The sequence below is a fragment of the Shewanella sp. ENK2 genome, from assembly GCF_043568515.1.
Lineage (GTDB): Bacteria > Pseudomonadota > Gammaproteobacteria > Enterobacterales > Shewanellaceae > Shewanella > Shewanella japonica.
In genome coordinates, this window is sequence record NZ_CP171406.1 from 4,558,433 (window position 1) to 4,576,697 (window position 18,265).

General features: G+C 39.0%; 13 protein-coding genes and 3 pseudogenes. 9 read left to right on the forward strand and 7 right to left on the reverse strand.

What is annotated here, in order from left to right:
• The first annotated feature begins 15 nt into the window (after window positions 1-15).
• Window positions 16-1,971 carry a PKD domain-containing protein gene (locus ACGEDC_RS19860; protein WP_394495300.1) on the forward strand — a complete coding sequence of 652 codons (1,956 nt, stop codon included), beginning with the start codon at window positions 16-18 and terminating at the stop codon, window positions 1,969-1,971.
• Between the two features lie 113 nt (window positions 1,972-2,084).
• On the opposite strand, the gene hda is transcribed toward ACGEDC_RS19860, so the two are convergent.
• A complete protein-coding gene (hda, locus tag ACGEDC_RS19865; RefSeq protein ID WP_394495302.1) occupies window positions 2,085-2,795 on the reverse strand; it encodes a DnaA inactivator Hda in 711 nt (236 codons plus the stop codon).
• Between the two features lie 152 nt (window positions 2,796-2,947).
• Window positions 2,948-4,066 carry a DUF2066 domain-containing protein gene (locus ACGEDC_RS19870; RefSeq protein ID WP_394495304.1) on the reverse strand — a complete coding sequence of 373 codons (1,119 nt, stop codon included), beginning with the start codon at window positions 4,064-4,066 and terminating at the stop codon, window positions 2,948-2,950.
• A 205-nt stretch (window positions 4,067-4,271) separates the two neighbouring features.
• Here ACGEDC_RS19870 and ACGEDC_RS19875 point away from each other — a divergent pair, with 205 nt between their 5' ends.
• The gene (locus ACGEDC_RS19875) at window positions 4,272-5,501 is read left to right on the forward strand and encodes a uracil-xanthine permease family protein (protein WP_394495306.1); all 1,230 of its coding nucleotides are present in this window, start codon (window positions 4,272-4,274) and stop codon (window positions 5,499-5,501) included.
• A 152-nt stretch (window positions 5,502-5,653) separates the two neighbouring features.
• Here the strand turns inward: ACGEDC_RS19875 and ACGEDC_RS19880 are convergent, their stop codons facing one another.
• Window positions 5,654-5,995 (reverse strand): Grx4 family monothiol glutaredoxin, encoded by a 342-nt coding sequence (locus ACGEDC_RS19880; RefSeq protein WP_065107970.1) that lies wholly within the window; start codon window positions 5,993-5,995, stop codon window positions 5,654-5,656.
• Window positions 5,996-6,232: 237 nt separating this feature from the next.
• Here ACGEDC_RS19880 and sodB point away from each other — a divergent pair, with 237 nt between their 5' ends.
• The 4 genes and pseudogenes from sodB to ACGEDC_RS19900 all read left to right on the forward strand — a co-directional run bounded on the left by sodB (window position 6,233) and on the right by ACGEDC_RS19900 (window position 12,001).
• Window positions 6,233-6,817 (forward strand): superoxide dismutase [Fe], encoded by a 585-nt coding sequence (gene sodB / locus ACGEDC_RS19885; protein WP_065107969.1) that lies wholly within the window; start codon window positions 6,233-6,235, stop codon window positions 6,815-6,817.
• 333 nt (window positions 6,818-7,150) lie between these two features.
• Window positions 7,151-9,084, forward strand: a pseudogene (locus tag ACGEDC_RS19890) (PrkA family serine protein kinase).
• Between the two features lie 94 nt (window positions 9,085-9,178).
• Window positions 9,179-10,449, forward strand: a pseudogene (locus ACGEDC_RS19895) (YeaH/YhbH family protein).
• A gap of 10 nt (window positions 10,450-10,459) precedes the next feature.
• On the forward strand, window positions 10,460-12,001 hold the full coding sequence (locus ACGEDC_RS19900; protein ID WP_394498423.1) for a SpoVR family protein: 1,542 nt from the start codon (window positions 10,460-10,462) through the stop codon (window positions 11,999-12,001).
• A 77-nt stretch (window positions 12,002-12,078) separates the two neighbouring features.
• Here ACGEDC_RS19900 and fadR read toward each other — a convergent pair whose 3' ends face one another.
• Window positions 12,079-12,795 (reverse strand): fatty acid metabolism transcriptional regulator FadR, encoded by a 717-nt coding sequence (gene fadR, locus ACGEDC_RS19905; RefSeq protein ID WP_372036970.1) that lies wholly within the window; start codon window positions 12,793-12,795, stop codon window positions 12,079-12,081.
• 458 nt (window positions 12,796-13,253) lie between these two features.
• On the opposite strand from fadR, the gene nhaB reads away from it, so the two are divergent.
• Entirely contained in the window at window positions 13,254-14,846 is a 1,593-nt protein-coding gene (gene nhaB / locus ACGEDC_RS19910; protein ID WP_055023197.1) for a sodium/proton antiporter NhaB, read from the forward strand.
• A gap of 82 nt (window positions 14,847-14,928) precedes the next feature.
• Window positions 14,929-15,444: a disulfide bond formation protein DsbB gene (gene dsbB, locus ACGEDC_RS19915; protein ID WP_394495310.1), complete on the forward strand. Its 516-nt coding sequence runs from the start codon at window positions 14,929-14,931 to the stop codon at window positions 15,442-15,444.
• A 99-nt stretch (window positions 15,445-15,543) separates the two neighbouring features.
• Here the strand turns inward: dsbB and ACGEDC_RS19920 are convergent.
• The 3 genes and pseudogenes from ACGEDC_RS19920 to ACGEDC_RS19930 all read right to left on the reverse strand — a co-directional run bounded on the left by ACGEDC_RS19920 (window position 15,544) and on the right by ACGEDC_RS19930 (window position 17,461).
• Window positions 15,544-15,983: pseudogene (locus ACGEDC_RS19920) on the reverse strand (YcgN family cysteine cluster protein).
• Window positions 15,984-16,024: 41 nt separating this feature from the next.
• Entirely contained in the window at window positions 16,025-16,999 is a 975-nt protein-coding gene (locus ACGEDC_RS19925; RefSeq protein WP_394495312.1) for a lytic murein transglycosylase, read from the reverse strand.
• Window positions 17,000-17,182: 183 nt separating this feature from the next.
• Window positions 17,183-17,461 (reverse strand): YcgL domain-containing protein, encoded by a 279-nt coding sequence (locus ACGEDC_RS19930; protein ID WP_055023200.1) that lies wholly within the window; start codon window positions 17,459-17,461, stop codon window positions 17,183-17,185.
• 120 nt (window positions 17,462-17,581) lie between these two features.
• On the opposite strand from ACGEDC_RS19930, the gene minC reads away from it, so the two are divergent.
• Window positions 17,582-18,247 carry a septum site-determining protein MinC gene (minC, locus tag ACGEDC_RS19935; RefSeq protein WP_394495315.1) on the forward strand — a complete coding sequence of 222 codons (666 nt, stop codon included), beginning with the start codon at window positions 17,582-17,584 and terminating at the stop codon, window positions 18,245-18,247.
• Window positions 18,248-18,265: the final 18 nt, after the last annotated feature.

Genomic DNA, 18,265 nt, shown 5'->3' on the forward strand with positions numbered 1-18,265 from the left:
CAACGGAGATTGTGCATGAAACTTGGCCCTATTAATTCGCTTTCAATATCTTCAACACTCGCTGTGAGTATTACAGCATTGGTTCTATCCGCCTGTGGAGGTTCATCTAGCGACTCAGAAAGTAATGGAACCCCTGACAATTCATTGCCAATTAACGCTTGTGAAACCAGTTTAGGCTTAGTTCAAGTCGAAACGGCATCAAATCTGATTTTTAATGTTGAGCAGCAATACACGGCTGGGCAATCAGCAACAATTATCGCAGGTATGAACGCTGGTCAGTCATCTGGAATGAGCTTCAAGTGGCAACAACTATCAGGCCCTATCATTAGTACGGTTTCTGAAAACAGCCCTTTGCTATCATTTGTTATACCTGAACCAGGCAGTTATTCATTTTCAGTTACTGTTACAGGCAATCAAACCGAGCTTACTGAAACTGTCAATATTGATGCAGGCGCTGCTATTGCCCAATTAAACATCAATAGCGACCATCAAGTCGTAGAAGGTAACGGCGTGAGTTTGAGACTACAGCGGATCAATGGTCAAGTCGCAAATGATATTGAATGGTGTTACTTCTCAGGACAAGAAATCAACCTTGATTTAACCAACGAGGAACGTCCATTATTTACCGCCCCAACTGTCAGCACCGACAGCATTATTGGTTTAAAAGCAACGGGTCAAGTTTCTGGTCAAAGCTTATCTGATGAAGTGTTTGTTTTGGTAACCAATGAACCATCAATTACCTCGCCTTACTTTGATCAACCCGTAGCACGAACTTATTCATATAATACTGAATCAAGTTATGCAGATATTGCCAGTTCATGTGTTTACTCAACTCAATTACAGCAAACTTGTGAGATTGTAGATTTACCTTTAATTGGCCAACTGAATAATGCTGAAAACATCAGTTCTGTGATGGATCGTGTTGTTGTTTCACACGATTGGATGGGTAAAAATTTCGAAACATTTTTAACTCAAGCTGACCCCAATAGTGATTTTATTAAACTGTTACAATCAGTCACAGCCGTCGTAATAAGCTACGATGTTAGACCGTCATTTTATTGGGTAGCGACAGGCGCCATTTACCTAGATCCTGAATATTTATGGTTAACACCAGAGCAACGAGATTCAATTAACGAAGCACCAGATTACCGTAGTGATTTTGGTAATGAGTTACAATTTATAATGCCTTGGCGATATGTAAAGGATAATAATTACGCTTACTCCAGTGTAGAGCGAACAGAGCGCCAAACACGTAGCATTGCAGATATCACCCCCAGTCTAGCCAGTTTGCTATATCATGAATTAGCTCATGCGAATGATTTTTTCCCTCGCTCAGTACATGACACTTTAATAGGGCCAACTCTCATTGATGACTTTTATCGAAGAACCGATAGTAATTCATTGGTGTCAGACCAACTTCAAAATGTCGACCCACTCACCAGCAGTGAAATGTATGGTTTAGCCAGTGTTAGCTTTCAAGGAACTGACGCTAATGCAACCCAAAAAGCCTATTTACCGAGCGACATTACCAGCTTCTTTTTAACAGATCATGCAAATGACTTTTATGCATACTCTTCAACTCGTGAGGATGCAGCAAAGCTGTTTGAAGAATCCTTCATGAGTCATAGATATCAAATCCAACGTGATGTTGCAGTAACTGATACAACGGACTTAATCGTTGATTGGGGACAACGTGGCAGAGTTGGCTCAGCTGAACTGTTAAATAGAGCAGCCTTCGTTATTGATGAAATCATGCCAGAGGTTGACGGTAAAACACTGCTTAATGCATTACCTGAACCCATTAATATGGCTACAGGTATAAATTGGTATGATAATATTGCCATTACGCCAGTAAATTCAAGTAACCCAGCAAGAGTGAGCGGCTTAGAAGCAATATCGACAGAAGTTGAACGTCGTCCAGTTCAAACGGGAAGAGAGCACAAAAAACTGCCACCACTCATTCGTCAATAAATATGTTACGAGTTAATTTAAAATCAATACAATGATAAAAAGCCACCTAAATGGTGGCTTTTTTATGTGAAAAATGACGTTGACAATGACAAGCTAGTGGCTGAAATTATTTATTATAGTCTCAGCATTTCTTTGATAAATGGAATCGTTAATTTTCTTTGATGTACCATCGAGGCTTTATCTAACTTATCTAATACATCAAACAAGGTACGTAAATCGCGTGCCATTCTAGTCAACAAAAAACGCCCAACTTCATCAGATAATTGCAATCCACGCATTGCAGCACGACGCTGGAGTGCGACTAACTTTTCTTCGTCAGCCATGGGCTGTAATTGATAAATAAGCCCCCACTGCATTCGAGATATTAAATCTGGTAATGCAAAGCCAGCTTCTGTGGGTGAAGAACTGCCGCTAACAATTAATCGACAGTCAGGCTGCTCAACGACACGATTGTATAAATGAAATAACGCTTCTTCCCAGATAGGGTGACCCGCAATAGCATCTATATCATCAATACAAATTAATTGAAGCGATTCCACACCTTCGAACAAAGCAGGAGAAATACTGGCATGAATACCTAAGGGAATATACAGGGTTCGTCTATCAAGCTCATTGGCATGGGCACAAGCAGCGTGCATCAAATGTGTACGACCTGACTTAACCGGTCCAAACAAATACATACTTGACGATAAACTGCCTTCTGCAGTCGCTTGCAGTTTTTGAATCAATTCATCATTCCCCACAGCGGGGTAATAACTTTGAAAAGTTTCATCGTCAGGTAAATATACAGGCAATGATAATTGTTTTGGTGAGTTTTGGGTCACTCAAAAATTCTCTAATAATAAAACAAGCAAAGTAAAGTATAACACAGCCAAGTTAATAACTGCTGTTGAATAACTAAGCGTTAAAGGTTCCCTAAACACACTAAGATCAACTTTCCCACTTCAACGCTGAATAAATCAGCAATTGCTAACACTTAATGCCACTGATATATCAATGTTTCTGTTAGTTCCGTCTTAAAATCGTCCTCTGATTCTAGGCTTGGTAACACAGCGTCAACAGGTTCAGACTGATTTAGTGTATCAAGTTGGGTCAATCTTTTATTGATATTCAATAATTTCTGTAAATCATCAGCAGTACCAAATAGTGATAATTTATAAGTCACTGTATCTGCTTTAAACTGATGTAAACTGACAGATTTTATTGCACTTAATTGGTTTAAATAAGCTTCAATTTCCACTAACTGAGCCATACTTTGGACACCAACTAACGACAAATGTGTTGTTGCACTATTACCACTATCAGCAAAGGCATATTGGCTAACAAAGTACTCGGCAAGTGTTGACAATATTTGATTAGTAGCCGTTTCATAATCAAGCACTTCAGCCTGATGGTGAATAAGCGGTTGCATTACAGCTGAGTCACTTTCTTTATCAAATAACGAAACTTGAAAGCGAACAAATCCACCGACTTGATCCATATCCGCCATAGCAAAATAGTCTGCGCGGTAACGCTTTGAGGCTTCAGAGACAACATCAGTAAACATACCTCGGACGTCAGAAACATTGATTTTCATCACATCATCTAAGTCCATCAAAGGCAAAATGACGGGAATGCCTTTATTGCTTGATTCCAGCTCAATTTGAGTACGAGTATCCATATCAGAAATGTCAGACAAGATATGACGCTCGCCATTGTCTTCAATTGACACCCACAATAGGGTTAAAGGACGTTGCTTGCCCCAAACAGGTAACTCAGCCTGACGAAGTGTTGAAATAATTCTTTTATGATCAAAGTTAGCTTTTAGGACTAACTCATCGTCAATTTCACTGTAACCATATTGAGTCAATAACACTTCAGGCTGGTTAATCTGAGCCTTTACTAAAGGATGTGAAACTGCAGAAGGTAAACCGGAATTTTTTACAAATACAGCGGAAAGTGCCGTTTTTAATGCTTGTTGACGTTCAGATTTAGCACGTGAAGAGACAACAATATCCGCTTCATCTAATAAGCCGACTTCAGCAGACATGCTACTTGTTGTTAATCCTACTGAAAGCAAGACAAATAACAAAATTTGTAATAAAAATTTTGGCATATAAAAATCATAAAAAAGTAATAATGATCAGAAGTGTAGCATATTATTTTTATGACTAGAATGAGATAACCAAGACAATATAAGCAGATTTATTATTGTAATTATTCGAATAACTCTGATTAAACTTGATTTGTATTACAGACATTTACCCCTTTATGGCCTATCTTACTGAATAATTAAAACGAGACAGGATACCCACCGGCTTATGAACCGTTTATTCATTCCTTTACAAGGTGCGCAAATGTTATTTGTGGCCTTTGGTGCATTAGTATTGATGCCATTACTGAGTGGTTTAGATACGAGTGTTGCCCTTTTCACTGCGGGTATCGGTACCCTAATCTTTCAGGTCATCACTAAAAGACAAGTTCCAATATTTCTCGCATCATCCTTTGCCTTTATCGCCCCGATTATGTACGGCGTACAAACCTGGGGAATACCTGCAACCATGGGCGGGCTGATGGTAGCTGGTTTTGTTTATGTCATTTTAGGTGCTTTAGTTAAAGTGAAAGGCAGCGGTTTTATTCATAAACTCTTACCGCCTGTCGTTGTCGGTCCGGTGATTATTATTATCGGTTTAGGCCTTGCACCTATGGCTGTGAATATGGCATTGGGTAAAACGGGCGATGGGAGTACAGTGCTGGTCGAGCCTAACATCGCACTGTTTATTGCATTAATGTCATTGGCAACCACAGTCGCTGTAGCAGTATTTGCCAAAGGGGTATTGAAATTAATGCCAATCCTAGCAGGTATTCTTGTTGGTTATGGTCTTAGTTTATTTTTCGGAATTGTAGACTTCTCCCCGGTTCATCAAGCTGCTTGGCTTGCCATGCCAAATTTTGTCGCACCAGAGTTTCACTGGCAAGCCATCCTCTTTATGATCCCAGTTGCTATTGCTCCAGCGGTTGAACATATCGGTGATTTGTTAGCAATATCTAACGTAACTGGCAAAGATTACATGAAGAAACCTGGGTTACATCGCACGCTTACTGGCGATGGTGTTGCAACAATGGCAGCGTCTGCTTTTGGTGGACCACCGAATACAACCTACTCAGAAGTGACTGGTGCAGTGACACTTACTAAAAACTTCGATCCTAGAATTATGACTTGGACATCGATTACCGCTATCTGTTTAGCCTTTATAGGAAAATTAGGTGCGCTCATGCAAACCATTCCATTACCCGTGATGGGCGGCATTATGTGTTTGCTTTTCGGTTCTATCGCAGCTGTGGGGCTCGGTACGTTAATTCGTAACCAAGTTGACTTAAATGAACCACGTAATTTAAGTATTGTGGGAGTGACATTAGTATTTGGTATTGGTGGTATGGCTTTCGGTATCGGAGAATTTAGTTTAACTGGGATAAGTTTATGTGGCTTAGTTGCCATTGTAATGAACCTTATTTTACCTAAAACCCCCGAAACAACTAAAGCGCCATAAAAGAGAAAACAAACAGTAAAATAGACAATAAAAAAACCTAAAGTGAAAACACTTTAGGTTTTTTTGTATCTGGTTAATAACGGCAACCGATATGAACCAAGCATAGAAACTATAATTTATGCAATAGTGCGGGCTATAGCATAATCTGAAGCTTACTCAGCGCCTTCTTCAGTACGGAACTTATCAGCAGTTTCTTTGATAATTGGCTGTAATTCGCCTTTTTGGTACATTTCAGTGATGATGTCACAACCACCAATTAATTCACCTTCAACCCACAATTGTGGAAATGTTGGCCAGTTAGCAAATTTTGGTAATTCAGCACGGATATCTGGATGCTGTAAAATATCAACGAATGCAAACTGCTCTCCACAGTTAATCATAACTTGAGCGACTTGAGATGAAAAACCACAGCTTGGTAACTTTGGAGAACCTTTCATATATAAAATAATTGGGTTTTCACTGATTTGCTGTTTAATCTTGTCTACTGTTTCCATTGTAATTCCTAAGTGCAACTTAATAATCTTGACCCATTGTACTCGACCCTGAGCCATAACAAAATCCCACAGTTTGTAGGGTTATAATAAAAAACGCTTTTTTAGATGGTCACTATCGACATTATTCATCAAACAATGATTCACATCACAAAAATTTTAAGTACAATGTCGGCAGAGCAATGATGCCTAAGTGGTACTCATAAAATAACGATAACCTATGTCCATGGAGAGATAATAATGGCTTTCGAATTACCAGCATTACCATATGCTAAGAACGCACTTGCACCACACATTTCTGAAGAGACTATTGAATATCACTACGGTAAGCATCACAACACTTACGTTGTTAAGCTTAATGGTCTTGTTGAAGGTACTGAATTTGCTAACAAAACATTAGAAGAAGTTGTTAAAACTTCTACTGGTGGCATGTTCAACAACGCTGCTCAAATCTGGAACCACACTTTCTACTGGAACTGTTTAGCTCCAAATGCTGGCGGCGCACCTACTGGCCCTATCGCTGATGCAATTAACGCAGCTTTCGGTTCTTTCGAAGAGTTCAAAGCTAAGTTTACAGATTCTGCTGTAAACAACTTCGGTAGCGCTTGGACTTGGTTAGTAAAAAATGCTGACGGTACTGTTTCTATTGTTAACACTAGCAATGCTGCTACTCCGTTAACTGACGAGTCAGTAACATCACTACTAACAGTTGATGTTTGGGAACATGCTTACTACATCGATTACCGTAACGTTCGCCCTAACTACATGGCTGCGTTCTGGGAACTTGTTAACTGGGATTTCGTTAACGCAAACTTCGCGGGTTAATCTACCCACAAAGTAACAATTGAGATGAAGTAAAAGGAGCCTAATGGCTCCTTTTTTATTACTCAAAATGAGATATTTTTCATTTACCCATCTAATACCAAACACATTTATAGTTAAATAAAACTTTTGCAACAGTTGCAATTGCAACTGTTTATCATTGTTTTTATTGATAATTTTTATTTCTAATTTCTCGCCAAGTTCAAATCTCTAGCCTAGACTTAATTTAGCAAGTGGGTTTATTTACTCATTTAAGACAGTCAAATGTCACCGTAAAAACAAACCAAACATGCGCTATCACATACTTTCTTTCAGCTAAGTTTCAAGGGGTTTCTTATGGGCATATTCGAACATTACCAACAACGTTATGAACAAAAGCTAGATGAAGAATATTCATTACAACAGTTTCTTGAAATCTGTAAGGAAGACAGAAGTGCGTATGTTTCAGCCGCCGAAAGAATGCTAATGGCAATTGGTGAGTCTGAAACAATTGATACATCAAAAGATCCTGTTTTAAGTCGTATTTTTTCAAACCGACTTATTACTCACTATCCAAGTTTTAAAGATTTCTATGGGATGGAAGAATCAATTGAACAAATTGTTTCTTACTTAAAACATTCAGCTCAAGGATTAGAAGAGTCTAAACAAATACTTTATCTACTAGGGCCAGTTGGTGGCGGTAAGTCATCTTTAGCAGAAAAACTTAAGTCACTCATGCAAAAGGTACCGATTTTTATTTTAACGGCAAATGGCGTGCGTAGTCCTGTTAACGATAGTCCACTGTGTTTATTTGACGCAGAAGAAGACGGAGAACTACTAAGCAAAGAATATAATATTCCTACTCGATACATTAAAACCATCATGTCACCTTGGGCAGTGAAAAGGTTACATGAGTTTGGTGGCGATATTACTAAATTTAAAGTCGTTAAAGTATATCCTTCTATACTTGATCAAACTGCAATCGCTAAAACTGAACCAGGAGATGAAAATAACCAAGATATATCGGCATTAGTCGGTAAAGTAGATATTCGTCAGCTTGAACACTTCTCACAAGATGATGCCGATGCCTATGCCTATTCTGGGGCTTTATGTCGAGCAAACCAAGGTGTGATGGAATTCGTTGAGATGTTTAAAGCACCGATAAAGGTACTGCATCCACTATTAACAGCCACTCAAGAAGGTAATTATAACGGAACAGAGGGATTATCGGCCCTTCCCTACAACGGTATGATATTGGCTCATTCGAACGAATCAGAGTGGACAACGTTTAGGAACAATAAAAATAATGAAGCATTTTTAGATAGGGTGTATATCGTTAAAGTGCCATATTGTTTACGAGTATCCGAAGAAATTGAAATTTATCAAAAACTGTTATCAAACTCCGAGTTATCTAAAGCGCCTTGTGCACCAGGTACACTAGAAACCTTAGCGCAATTTAGTATTTTATCCCGTCTAAAAGCACCAGAGAACTCGTCAATCTATTCCAAAATGCGCGTGTATAACGGCGAGACATTGAAAGATACCGATCCCAAAGCAAAATCCTTTCAAGAGTATCGTGATTATGCAGGCGTCGACGAAGGCATGAACGGGTTATCAACCCGCTTTGCGTTCAAGATACTATCTCGAGTATTCAACTTCGACGATACAGAAATTGCAGCTAACCCTGTGCATCTGTTTTATGTCCTCGAAAAACAAATCGAGCAAGAACAATTCCCTAACGAAATCAGTGAAAAGTATTTAGAGTTTTTAAAAGGGTATCTAATCCCTAAATATGTCGAATTTATCGGAAAAGAAATTCAAACAGCCTATTTAGAATCTTATTCCGAATATGGCCAAAATATTTTCGATAGGTACGTTACCTATGCTGATTTCTGGATTCAAGATCAAGAGTTCAGAGACCCAGAAACAGGCCAACTGTTCGATAGATCAGCTTTAAATGCCGAACTTGAGAAAATTGAAAAGCCTGCGGGAATAAGTAACCCTAAAGATTTTCGAAATGAAATCGTTAACTTTGTTCTTCGTGCACGTGCCAATAATGAAGGCAACAACCCACTTTGGACAAGTTACGAAAAACTGCGAGTGGTGATTGAGAAAAAATGTTTTCTAACACCGAAGATTTGCTCCCCGTTATTTCATTTAATGCGAAAACATCTGCTGACGATCAACGTAAGCATGATGATTTTATCAACCGAATGATGGAAAAAGGCTATACCCAAAAACAAGTAAGACTGCTATCAGAATGGTACTTAAGAGTCCGTAAGTCATCATAAATGTCGCTTAGTGAGCCTATTCGTTGTGGGCGATTTTCATCTGAAAATTGCCCTCATAAGGCCATCTTTTAACGAGCTACATTAGGAGCTGTGTATGGCAAATTTTATTGATAGACGCCTAAACGCTAAAGGTAAAAGCACTGTAAACCGTCAACGATTTATTGAACGATATAAAAAACAAATCAAAAAGTCTGTCAGTGAAGCAGTGACACGCCGCAGCGTGACCGACATTGATAAAGGCGAGAAGATCAGTATTCCGACACGAGATATCAGTGAGCCCATTTTTCATCAAGGACAAGGTGGTATAAGAGAAAGAGTCCACCCAGGCAACGACCAATTTAATCAAGGCGATCAAATCGAGCGCCCTAAAGGTGGTGGTGCAGGTGAAGGAAGTGGCGAAGGTGATGCATCAAATTCTGGTGAAGGTAAAGATGAGTTTTTATTTGAGATATCAAATGACGAATACCTAGAATTGCTATTTGAAGATTTGGCTCTGCCTGACTTGCAGCAAACCAACGCCAAACAAATGGTGGAATTTGAAACCTACCGCGCCGGTTTTACCAATGTCGGTGTACCTGCCAATATAAACATCGTTCGTTCTTTACGGTCTTCACATGCAAGACGCATTGCAATGACCGCAGGAAAAAGAAAAAACTCGCACAATTAAAAGCTGAGTTATCAAATCTTGAAAACACCCCCGGTACCCAAGCTGAAGTTATAATCGATTTAAAACAACAAATTGACGACTTACAGAAAAAAATTGATAGCATTCCTTTTATCGATAGTTTTGATTTACGTTTTAATAATTTTGCTAAGCGTGAAAAGCCTTCAAGCCAAGCGGTAATGTTCTGTCTAATGGATGTCTCAGGTTCTATGGATCAAGCAACTAAAGACATGGCAAAGCGATTTTATATCTTGTTATATCTTTTTCTAACGCAAACATACAAAAACTTAGAAGTCGTTTATATACGCCATCATACTCAAGCTAAAGAAGTCGATGAGCATGAGTTTTTTTATTCACAAGAAACAGGCGGCACAATTGTATCAAGTGCATTGAATTTAATGCATGAAATCCAACAGGAACGTTACCCTGCCGATGAATGGAATATCTATGCAGCACAGGCATCAGACGGCGACAATTGGGCTGATGACTCCCCTGTCTGTAAACAAGTTTTAGCAGAAAAGATATTACCAGTATCACGTTATTTCAGTTACATAGAAATTACCCGACGCGCTCACCAAACCCTTTGGCGCGAATACGAAAACCTACAACAAGATTACGCAAATATTGCAGTGCAACATATCCGTGAGGTGGATGATATCTACCCTGTTTTCCGTGAGTTATTTAAAAAGCAGCCTAGCTAAGGAGAACATGATGACGAATCATAAAGCCAAAGCAAAACAGCCATTAAGTGATGGGCCAGATTGGAGCTTTGATTTACTTGAAGCTTACATGACTGAAATTGAAAAAGTGGTTGCTTTTTATAAACTGGATAGCTACCCAAATCAAATTGAAGTGATCACTGCTGAGCAAATGATGGATGCATATGCAGGTATTGGTATGCCCATTGGTTACACTCATTGGTCTTTTGGTAAACGTTTTATAGAAACTGAACAAGGTTACCGTCGTGGCCAAATGGGATTAGCCTATGAAATTGTAATTAACTCAGATCCTTGTATTGCTTATTTGATGGAAGAAAACACCATCACAATGCAAGCTTTGGTGATGGCTCATGCAAGCTTTGGACATAACAGTTTTTTTAAAAATAACTATTTGTTCAAAACTTGGACTGATGCAAGTTCAATTATCGACTATTTAGTTTTTGCTAAAAACTACATTCATGAGTGCGAGCTTAAATACGGAGTGGAACAAGTCGAGTTAACTGTAGATTCTTGCCATGCACTAATGAATTATGGTGTGGACCGATATAAGCGACCCGCTGAGGTGTCGTTTAAAGAAGAGCAAATGCGTCAAAAAGATCGTGAGAGCTACTTACAAAGTCAGGTGAATGACTTATGGCGAACGGTACCTAAAAACCTCGATGAAAACCAACAAGAAAACAGTGCGTCCTTTCCTGATGAACCACAGGAAAACATTCTCTATTTTATTGAAAAAAATGCGCCACTGCTTGAGCCTTGGCAGCGAGAAATTGTAAGAATAGTTAGAAAAATGGCGCAATATTTTTACCCGCAAAAACAAACCCAAGTCATGAATGAAGGCTGGGCAACATTCTGGCATTACACCATCCTAAATCACATGTTTGATGAAGGTACTGTTACCGATAGGTTCATGCTTGAGTTCTTACAAAGCCACACAGGGGTTGTAGCACAACCTGCGTATAACAGTCCGTATTATAGTGGGATAAATCCTTATGCTTTAGGCTTTAACATGTTTGTAGATATCCGACGAATGTGTGAATCTCCTACTGAAGAAGATATAAAGTGGTTTCCTGATATCGCTGGCAGTGACTGGCTTACAACTGTTACCTTTGCGATGGAAAACTTTAAAGATGAAAGTTTTATCAGCCAATACCTTTCGCCTAAAGTGATCCGTGATTTTAAATTATTCAGTATTCTTGATGATGACAGCTGTAATCGATTATCAGTATCAGCTATTCACGATGATCGAGGTTACCACCTCATTCGTGAAAAACTATCGCAGCAGTATAATCTATCCAACCTTGAACCAAACATCCAAGTTCAACGAGTAGATATAAATGGTGATCGGTCATTAACATTACGGTATGTGCCAAACAATCGAATACCGCTAGCAGGGAGTCATGAAGAAGTGTTAAAACATTTACATCGTTTATGGGGCTTCGATGTCAGCATAGAACAAGTTGATGCAAGCGGTAAAACAACAGTCTTAGCTCAATGTCCCACAAAGGAAGAACAGCAAAAAATGACTACACTATAGATAGCAATGGTTGATGGTTCACCTTTTTCATCACCAACAAAAAACCAACCTCTCGGTTGGTTTTTTAATTGCTATTTTTATTTATCGTTTTTTGCAATTTCTGCAGGCATGTCATCACGTAGCTTTTGCCACATTATGCCACTGTTAATGCCGTTGGACTTCATCAGCGCAGGTACTTCAGTATATTTACCTTCCTGAGCTAATTTTTCTAGCGCTTTATAAAAATCCAGCGCAATAGTGCGTGCTTCTTGGCTTGAAAAGTAATAACGACCAACACGACTGTATAAGCCTTTAAAGCCGTTAAGAATTAATACATAAAGTGGGTTTCCGGATGAAAAAGCCAAAGCATGATGTAATTCATAGTCATAATCAGCATACGCTTCAGCTGTTTCTTCTAACTCATGAATTTTGGCTAATACTTCCTGCGCTTTTTCAGGGTTATTTCGAACAGCACCACGAAAATAAATCGCACTGACGTTCGCTCTTGCTGATAACAATTGATCGACCAATAACGGAAAACCATCCGGATTAAGATCGGCAATTGTCTCAAGAATATTAAGCCCTGATGTTTCCCAAAAGTTATTTACTTGGGTTGGTTTACCATGCTGAATCTTAAGCCAGCCATCACGTGCTAAACGTTGAAGTACTTCACGTAACGTGGTTCTAGTGACACCAATTAACTCTGATAGTTCTCGCTCAGCAGGTAAAATTGAACCTGGTGGGAATTTATTTTCCCAAATAGAACGGACGATATACTTCTCTGCAAAACTTGCAGGACCTTTTGCATTGATAATTGTCAACTTGAACATCCTGTGATTACTCAATGAACTGATCATACCAGAGGTATTCCAAATAGGCACTATTGATAAAGGTCAAACACACTGTTCTACAACGTTATTGGTGAATAAACAGACGATACAAGTAAAGAATGTGAGATAGGAGTTATATTCGTTATTTTTTTCGTCCCAAAAATTAATTCGCATTACAATAGAAACCGTTTGCGCTAAACTAGCGCGAAAATTAATGGATGTAAGTTAGTGGTACAACTAACGAATTTTGAAACATCAAATAAAAGCAATATAAAACAACAACATAAATAGAGTTAAGCTTTGTCATTTTGCAATCATTAGACAAAATAGTTTAGGGGCAAAATCACCAACCATAACAGCAGTTTTTGTTTTGGCTTAAATTGGTCTACAAAATTCCTTCCTCAAAAATTCACTATCGTAAATTCATAACTGGAGAGGCTATTATGCCGTCAACCACTGGTGCTGCGTTTTTTAGTAACTTTTTGGGTAACTCCCCAAAATGGTACAAATACGCAATATTATCGTTTCTTGTAATAAATCCCCTTTTATTCTTTTTAGTCAGTCCGTTCGTTGCCGGGTGGGTATTAGTAATAGAATTTATTTTTACCTTAGCTATGGCATTGAAGTGCTACCCACTTCAGCCTGGTGGTTTACTAGCGATACAGGCAGTCATGATTGGCATGACTTCCCCAACACAGGTACTGCATGAGATAGAAGCAAACTTAGAAGTTTTATTGCTGCTCATATTTATGGTTGCTGGTATTTACTTCATGAAGCAGTTGCTTCTTTTTGTATTCACCAAAATGATCACTAAAGTACGCTCTAAAATTATTGTTTCATTGATGTTTTGCGTATCTTCCGCTTTCCTTTCAGCATTTTTAGACGCTTTAACTGTTATTGCCGTCATCATTGCGGTCGCAGTCGGGTTCTACTCTATTTATCATAAAGTTGCCTCAGGCAAAGACTTTAGCTGTGACAAAGAGCATGACCATACTTCAGAAGAGCGTGAACAACTTAACGATGAAGAACTTGAAGCTTTCCGTGGTTTTCTACGTAACTTGCTGATGCATTCAGGTGTTGGTACAGCACTTGGTGGTGTATGTACTATGGTTGGTGAACCACAAAACTTGATCATTGCAGCGCAAGCACACTGGCAGTTTAGTGAGTTTTTCCTTCGCATGTCACCAGTCACTATGCCTGTGTTTATTGCTGGGATAACAACCTGTTTCTTGGTCGAGAAATTTAAATTATTCAGCTATGGTGCACAATTACCAGATGCTGTTCATAAAATTCTAAGTGACTATTCAGATTACGAAGATCAAAATCGTACTAAAGCGGATAAAGTGAAGTTACTTGTTCAAGCATTGGTAGGGGTTTGGCTAGTTATTGGTCTTGCATTCCATTTAGCTTCTGTCGGACTGATTGGTTTATCTGTGATTATTTTAACCACAGCATTTAATGGCGTTACAGATGAACATGCATTGGGTAAAGCATTTGAAGAAGCCTTACCCTTTACAGCACTATTAGCCGTGTTTTTTGCTGTTGTCGGCGTAATCATTGACCAACACTTATTCGCGCCAGTGATTCAATGGGCATTAAGCTTTGAAGGAAACGCGCAACTGGTTATCTTCTATATTGCCAACGGCTTACTGTCCATGGTGAGTGATAACGTCTTTGTCGGAACAGTTTATATTAACGAAGTTAAAGCCGCTCTTATCAATGGTCAAATCACCCGCGATCAATTTGACTTACTTGCCGTTGCAATTAACACAGGTACTAATTTACCTTCAGTGGCAACACCAAACGGCCAAGCCGCATTCTTGTTCTTATTAACGTCTGCATTAGCACCATTAGTTAGATTGTCATACGGCCGTATGGTTTGGATGGCTTTGCCTTATACGATTGTGTTATCTATCGTCGGTATTATTGCAATTGAATCAGGTTTCTTAACCGATATGACGCAATACTATTATGATAATCAAATCATTATTCACCATTCAGCCAAAGATATTGGTGGAATTTCGGTTGGACATTAATGCCAATTTGAATTAAGTTTGACCTGAAAACACCCTCAATCGAGGGTGTTTTTTTATCGTCATAAATCGACAGGAGATTGATTTGACTGGTTTACAGGAATTTACTCGTTCGCGTACTGCATGGTTAATGCTACTTTTATCCGCAATAGGCCTAGAAGCAGCAGCATTATTCTTTCAGTACGTAATGGAATTAGACCCTTGTGTCATGTGTATCTATGTACGTGTGGCTGTATTAGGGTTAATCATTGCAGGAATTATAGGCGCCTTAGCACCGAAATACTGGTTAACTCGCTTTCTTGGTCTCATTGGTTGGGGAGTCAGCGGCGTTTGGGGCTTATCGTTATCACTTGAGTTAAATGAATTACAAGTTAATCCATCACCATTTTCTACTTGTTCATTTTTCCCAGAATTTCCAACTTGGATGCCATTAGATCAGTGGCTGCCTTCGGTCTTTTCTCCAACGGGTATGTGTAGCGATGATCCTTGGACATTTTTGTCAGTGAGTATGGCGCAGTGGATGGTTGTCACTTTTGTTATCTATTTACTCGTTTTAGCGGTGATGCTACTTCCAGCAATAAAACCATTAAAACGCAGCTAACACCACGAAGTTGATTAATTTATAAAAGAAAAAGCACTCAATCAGAGTGCTTTTTTTGTGGTCAATCGAACCTAACTTCACTTGTTCTACCCCGTAGCGTTAATCTAGGTCTTTCAAGGGCCACAGAACAATATGGTCAAAGACATCTTTAACTCGTTTCTCGTTAATGGTTTTCCCCTTAACTGAGATACCCGCTGCGTGCATTGCCTCTTTTGAACCGGTTAATAATGGATGCCAAGAAGGAAGCTCCCTGCCATCATGCAGACGCTTATAAGCACAAGAGTCAGGCAACCAAGTTAACTCTGCAATATTATCGACGGTAATCGCTGTACAAGCTGGCACATATTTAAATCGTTCAGGATAATGACGACAGGCGCACGTATCATCATCGAGTAGATGACAAGCAGCGTCTGTGTAATACAGATCCTCGGTTTCATCATCAATTAACTTATTCAGACAACACTTACCACAACCATCGCACAATGACTCCCATTGCACGGTGGTAAGTTGGTTAAGCTTTTTTCAACCCAAAAAGACATAGTTCAATACGGTAATAACTTACAATTCCTGTATTGTATCATTATTTAATCGGAGGATTTTTGATTCGTTCAGATAGATAGGTCACAGTCAGTAAGAAATGTTCTTTCTTTGACCAAGCTTGCAGCAGTCGGAAATTATTATAAACCAGATACTCACGGCCCTTCTCGCCATCAGGCATTAAGAAAGACACTTGCATGTCATCACGTTTAGGTAAATCATTGCCGTTGTATCGACGAACGCCCAGCTCTTGCCACTCATTAAATGTTTGAGTGTGGTCAGCACCAATCAGATACTGCGGAACTGGATTAACTGAACTAACTTGTCTTCCCCAAGTTTCATCGTTTTTCCATCCGGTATCTTTAAGCATTGCAGCTGCAGTAGCAAAAGCGTCAAATTGGTTGTTCCAAATATCTTTTTCTCCATCTCCATTGCCATCCTGGGCATAGGCTAGATATTGAGATGGCATTAACTGCATATGACCCATAGCACCTGTTGAGGAACCAATTAATTGCTCATAGGTAACTTGTTGTCTATCGATAATTTGCAGCGCTGCGATAAACTCATCGATGTAAAACTGTTCTTTTACACCTGAATAAGCGTTAGAAGCAGTGACAGATAAAATAGGAAAATTCCCCTTCTGTTCACCAAATTCTGATGTCATACCCCATAAGGCGACGAGAAAACGAGGCTGAACACCGTAACGGTCCCCCAGCGTAATTAACGCATCTTCTTGTTCTTTAAACATCGCCCTAGCAGTGCTGACTGTTATTTCAGGTGCATTTTGTGGAATATAACTCTCTAGATTAATACTCTTATCTGCGCCGTTAACAGTGGCACGTTTAAACACTTTTATTTTCGAAAAGTGTTTATTAATAGTATTTTGTGAAACACCAGCCTGTATTGCTTTGTCTTTTAATGAAGCTAAATAATCATCGAAAGTAACGGTTTGCTGTGCATGAGCAATGTTAAAAGTAATCAGAGAGATGACTACTGATGAAATGATCTTCCCAATCATAAAATGTCCTAAGTTAACTCATTACTGCTGTTTTTGTTCTTATTAACTAAACGTTAACACATTTGTGCTAACGTCGAAATACTAAAATTGATAACCGTATTAAAAACAAGCTATTGTAAATTTAATATCATTTAAAAAAACGCTTTTCAGGCCAATAAACTATCACTGTAATAACAGGCGACGCTAGTCTTTTATCCCTAAACTTTTTCTGTGTTCATCTAACAAATTCGTGACTGGTGGCGGGATTTGTAAATAAAAGCCTTTATCTGCTAATTCTGATTTGACCTTCTCAATATCAGCCATCGCTAACTCAGTACGTTTGGATAAAGGCACCATCATAACCAATTTTGGAGTGCCAAACATTTGCATTAATGCTTCAGGTACAGCGTCAAAAACATCACGTTTTTCAACGAATAAGTAAGTATCAATTTTTCGGCTGCTTTTATATACTGCGCATATCATTTTGAAGTTAAATTCCTATGTTTCTTGCTTGATAGTCAACAACGCACACTATAACATGGACAGTCATAATTTAATTGCAAATCAGTTCACACACTGAAATTTTTGGAGATTAACGCCTGGATGGCCACACAAAGTCTTGAGCTCAAAGCGACCTCTTTTACTCTTTCAGTTCTTCATATCAATACACACGATATAAGTGCGATAGCTGCTGATTTAGACAGAAAGCTATCTCAAGCACCGCAATTCTTTATCGGCGCACCATTAATTTTAAATTTAAGTGCGATAGAACAACACGACGTTAATCTTGCTGCATTAAAACAACTTCTTACTGATAACCAATTAATCATCGTTGGTGTAACATCTGCAAACGATGATATTAGTAAACAAGCAAAATCGTTAGGCCTTGCGGTCGTTAAATCGGGCAAACAAGCCAAGAATATGCCAGCCCCAACCAAAGAAACCAAAATCATTAAACAAAATGTACGTTCAGGCCAGCAAATTTATGCAAAAAATGCTGACTTAGTCATTTTTGGTGCGGTTGGTAATGGCGCAGAAGTGATTGCGGATGGTAGCATTCATATATATGGCGCTTTACGAGGTAAAGCAATGGCGGGAGCTTCAGGTGATCGCAATAGCATCATCATAGCCAAGAGCCTTGACGCCGAATTAGTATCAATTGCTGGACAATATTGGCTAGCAGAACATTTGCAGCAGCATTGTAGCGATCAACGCGGTTGTGTTCGTCTTAATGACGAAACACTCATGGTTGAATCATTGCCTCAATAGTTGGCAACATAAAAGGAT

What these genes read in the sequence shown, in the direction of transcription:
- ACGEDC_RS19860 (WP_394495300.1), top strand. Translation starts at nt 16, where the DNA reads ATGAAACTTGGCCCTATTAATTCGCTTTCAATATCTTCAACACTCGCT.
- ACGEDC_RS19870 (WP_394495304.1), bottom strand. Translation starts at nt 4,066, where the DNA reads ATGCCAAAATTTTTATTACAAATTTTGTTATTTGTCTTGCTTTCAGTA.
- ACGEDC_RS19875 (WP_394495306.1), top strand. Translation starts at nt 4,272, where the DNA reads ATGAACCGTTTATTCATTCCTTTACAAGGTGCGCAAATGTTATTTGTG.
- ACGEDC_RS19880 (WP_065107970.1), bottom strand. Translation starts at nt 5,995, where the DNA reads ATGGAAACAGTAGACAAGATTAAACAGCAAATCAGTGAAAACCCAATT.
- sodB (WP_065107969.1), top strand. Translation starts at nt 6,233, where the DNA reads ATGGCTTTCGAATTACCAGCATTACCATATGCTAAGAACGCACTTGCA.
- ACGEDC_RS19900 (WP_394498423.1), top strand. Translation starts at nt 10,460, where the DNA reads ATGACGAATCATAAAGCCAAAGCAAAACAGCCATTAAGTGATGGGCCA.
- nhaB (WP_055023197.1), top strand. Translation starts at nt 13,254, where the DNA reads ATGCCGTCAACCACTGGTGCTGCGTTTTTTAGTAACTTTTTGGGTAAC.
- ACGEDC_RS19925 (WP_394495312.1), bottom strand. Translation starts at nt 16,999, where the DNA reads ATGATTGGGAAGATCATTTCATCAGTAGTCATCTCTCTGATTACTTTT.
- ACGEDC_RS19930 (WP_055023200.1), bottom strand. Translation starts at nt 17,461, where the DNA reads ATGATATGCGCAGTATATAAAAGCAGCCGAAAAATTGATACTTACTTA.
- minC (WP_394495315.1), top strand. Translation starts at nt 17,582, where the DNA reads ATGGCCACACAAAGTCTTGAGCTCAAAGCGACCTCTTTTACTCTTTCA.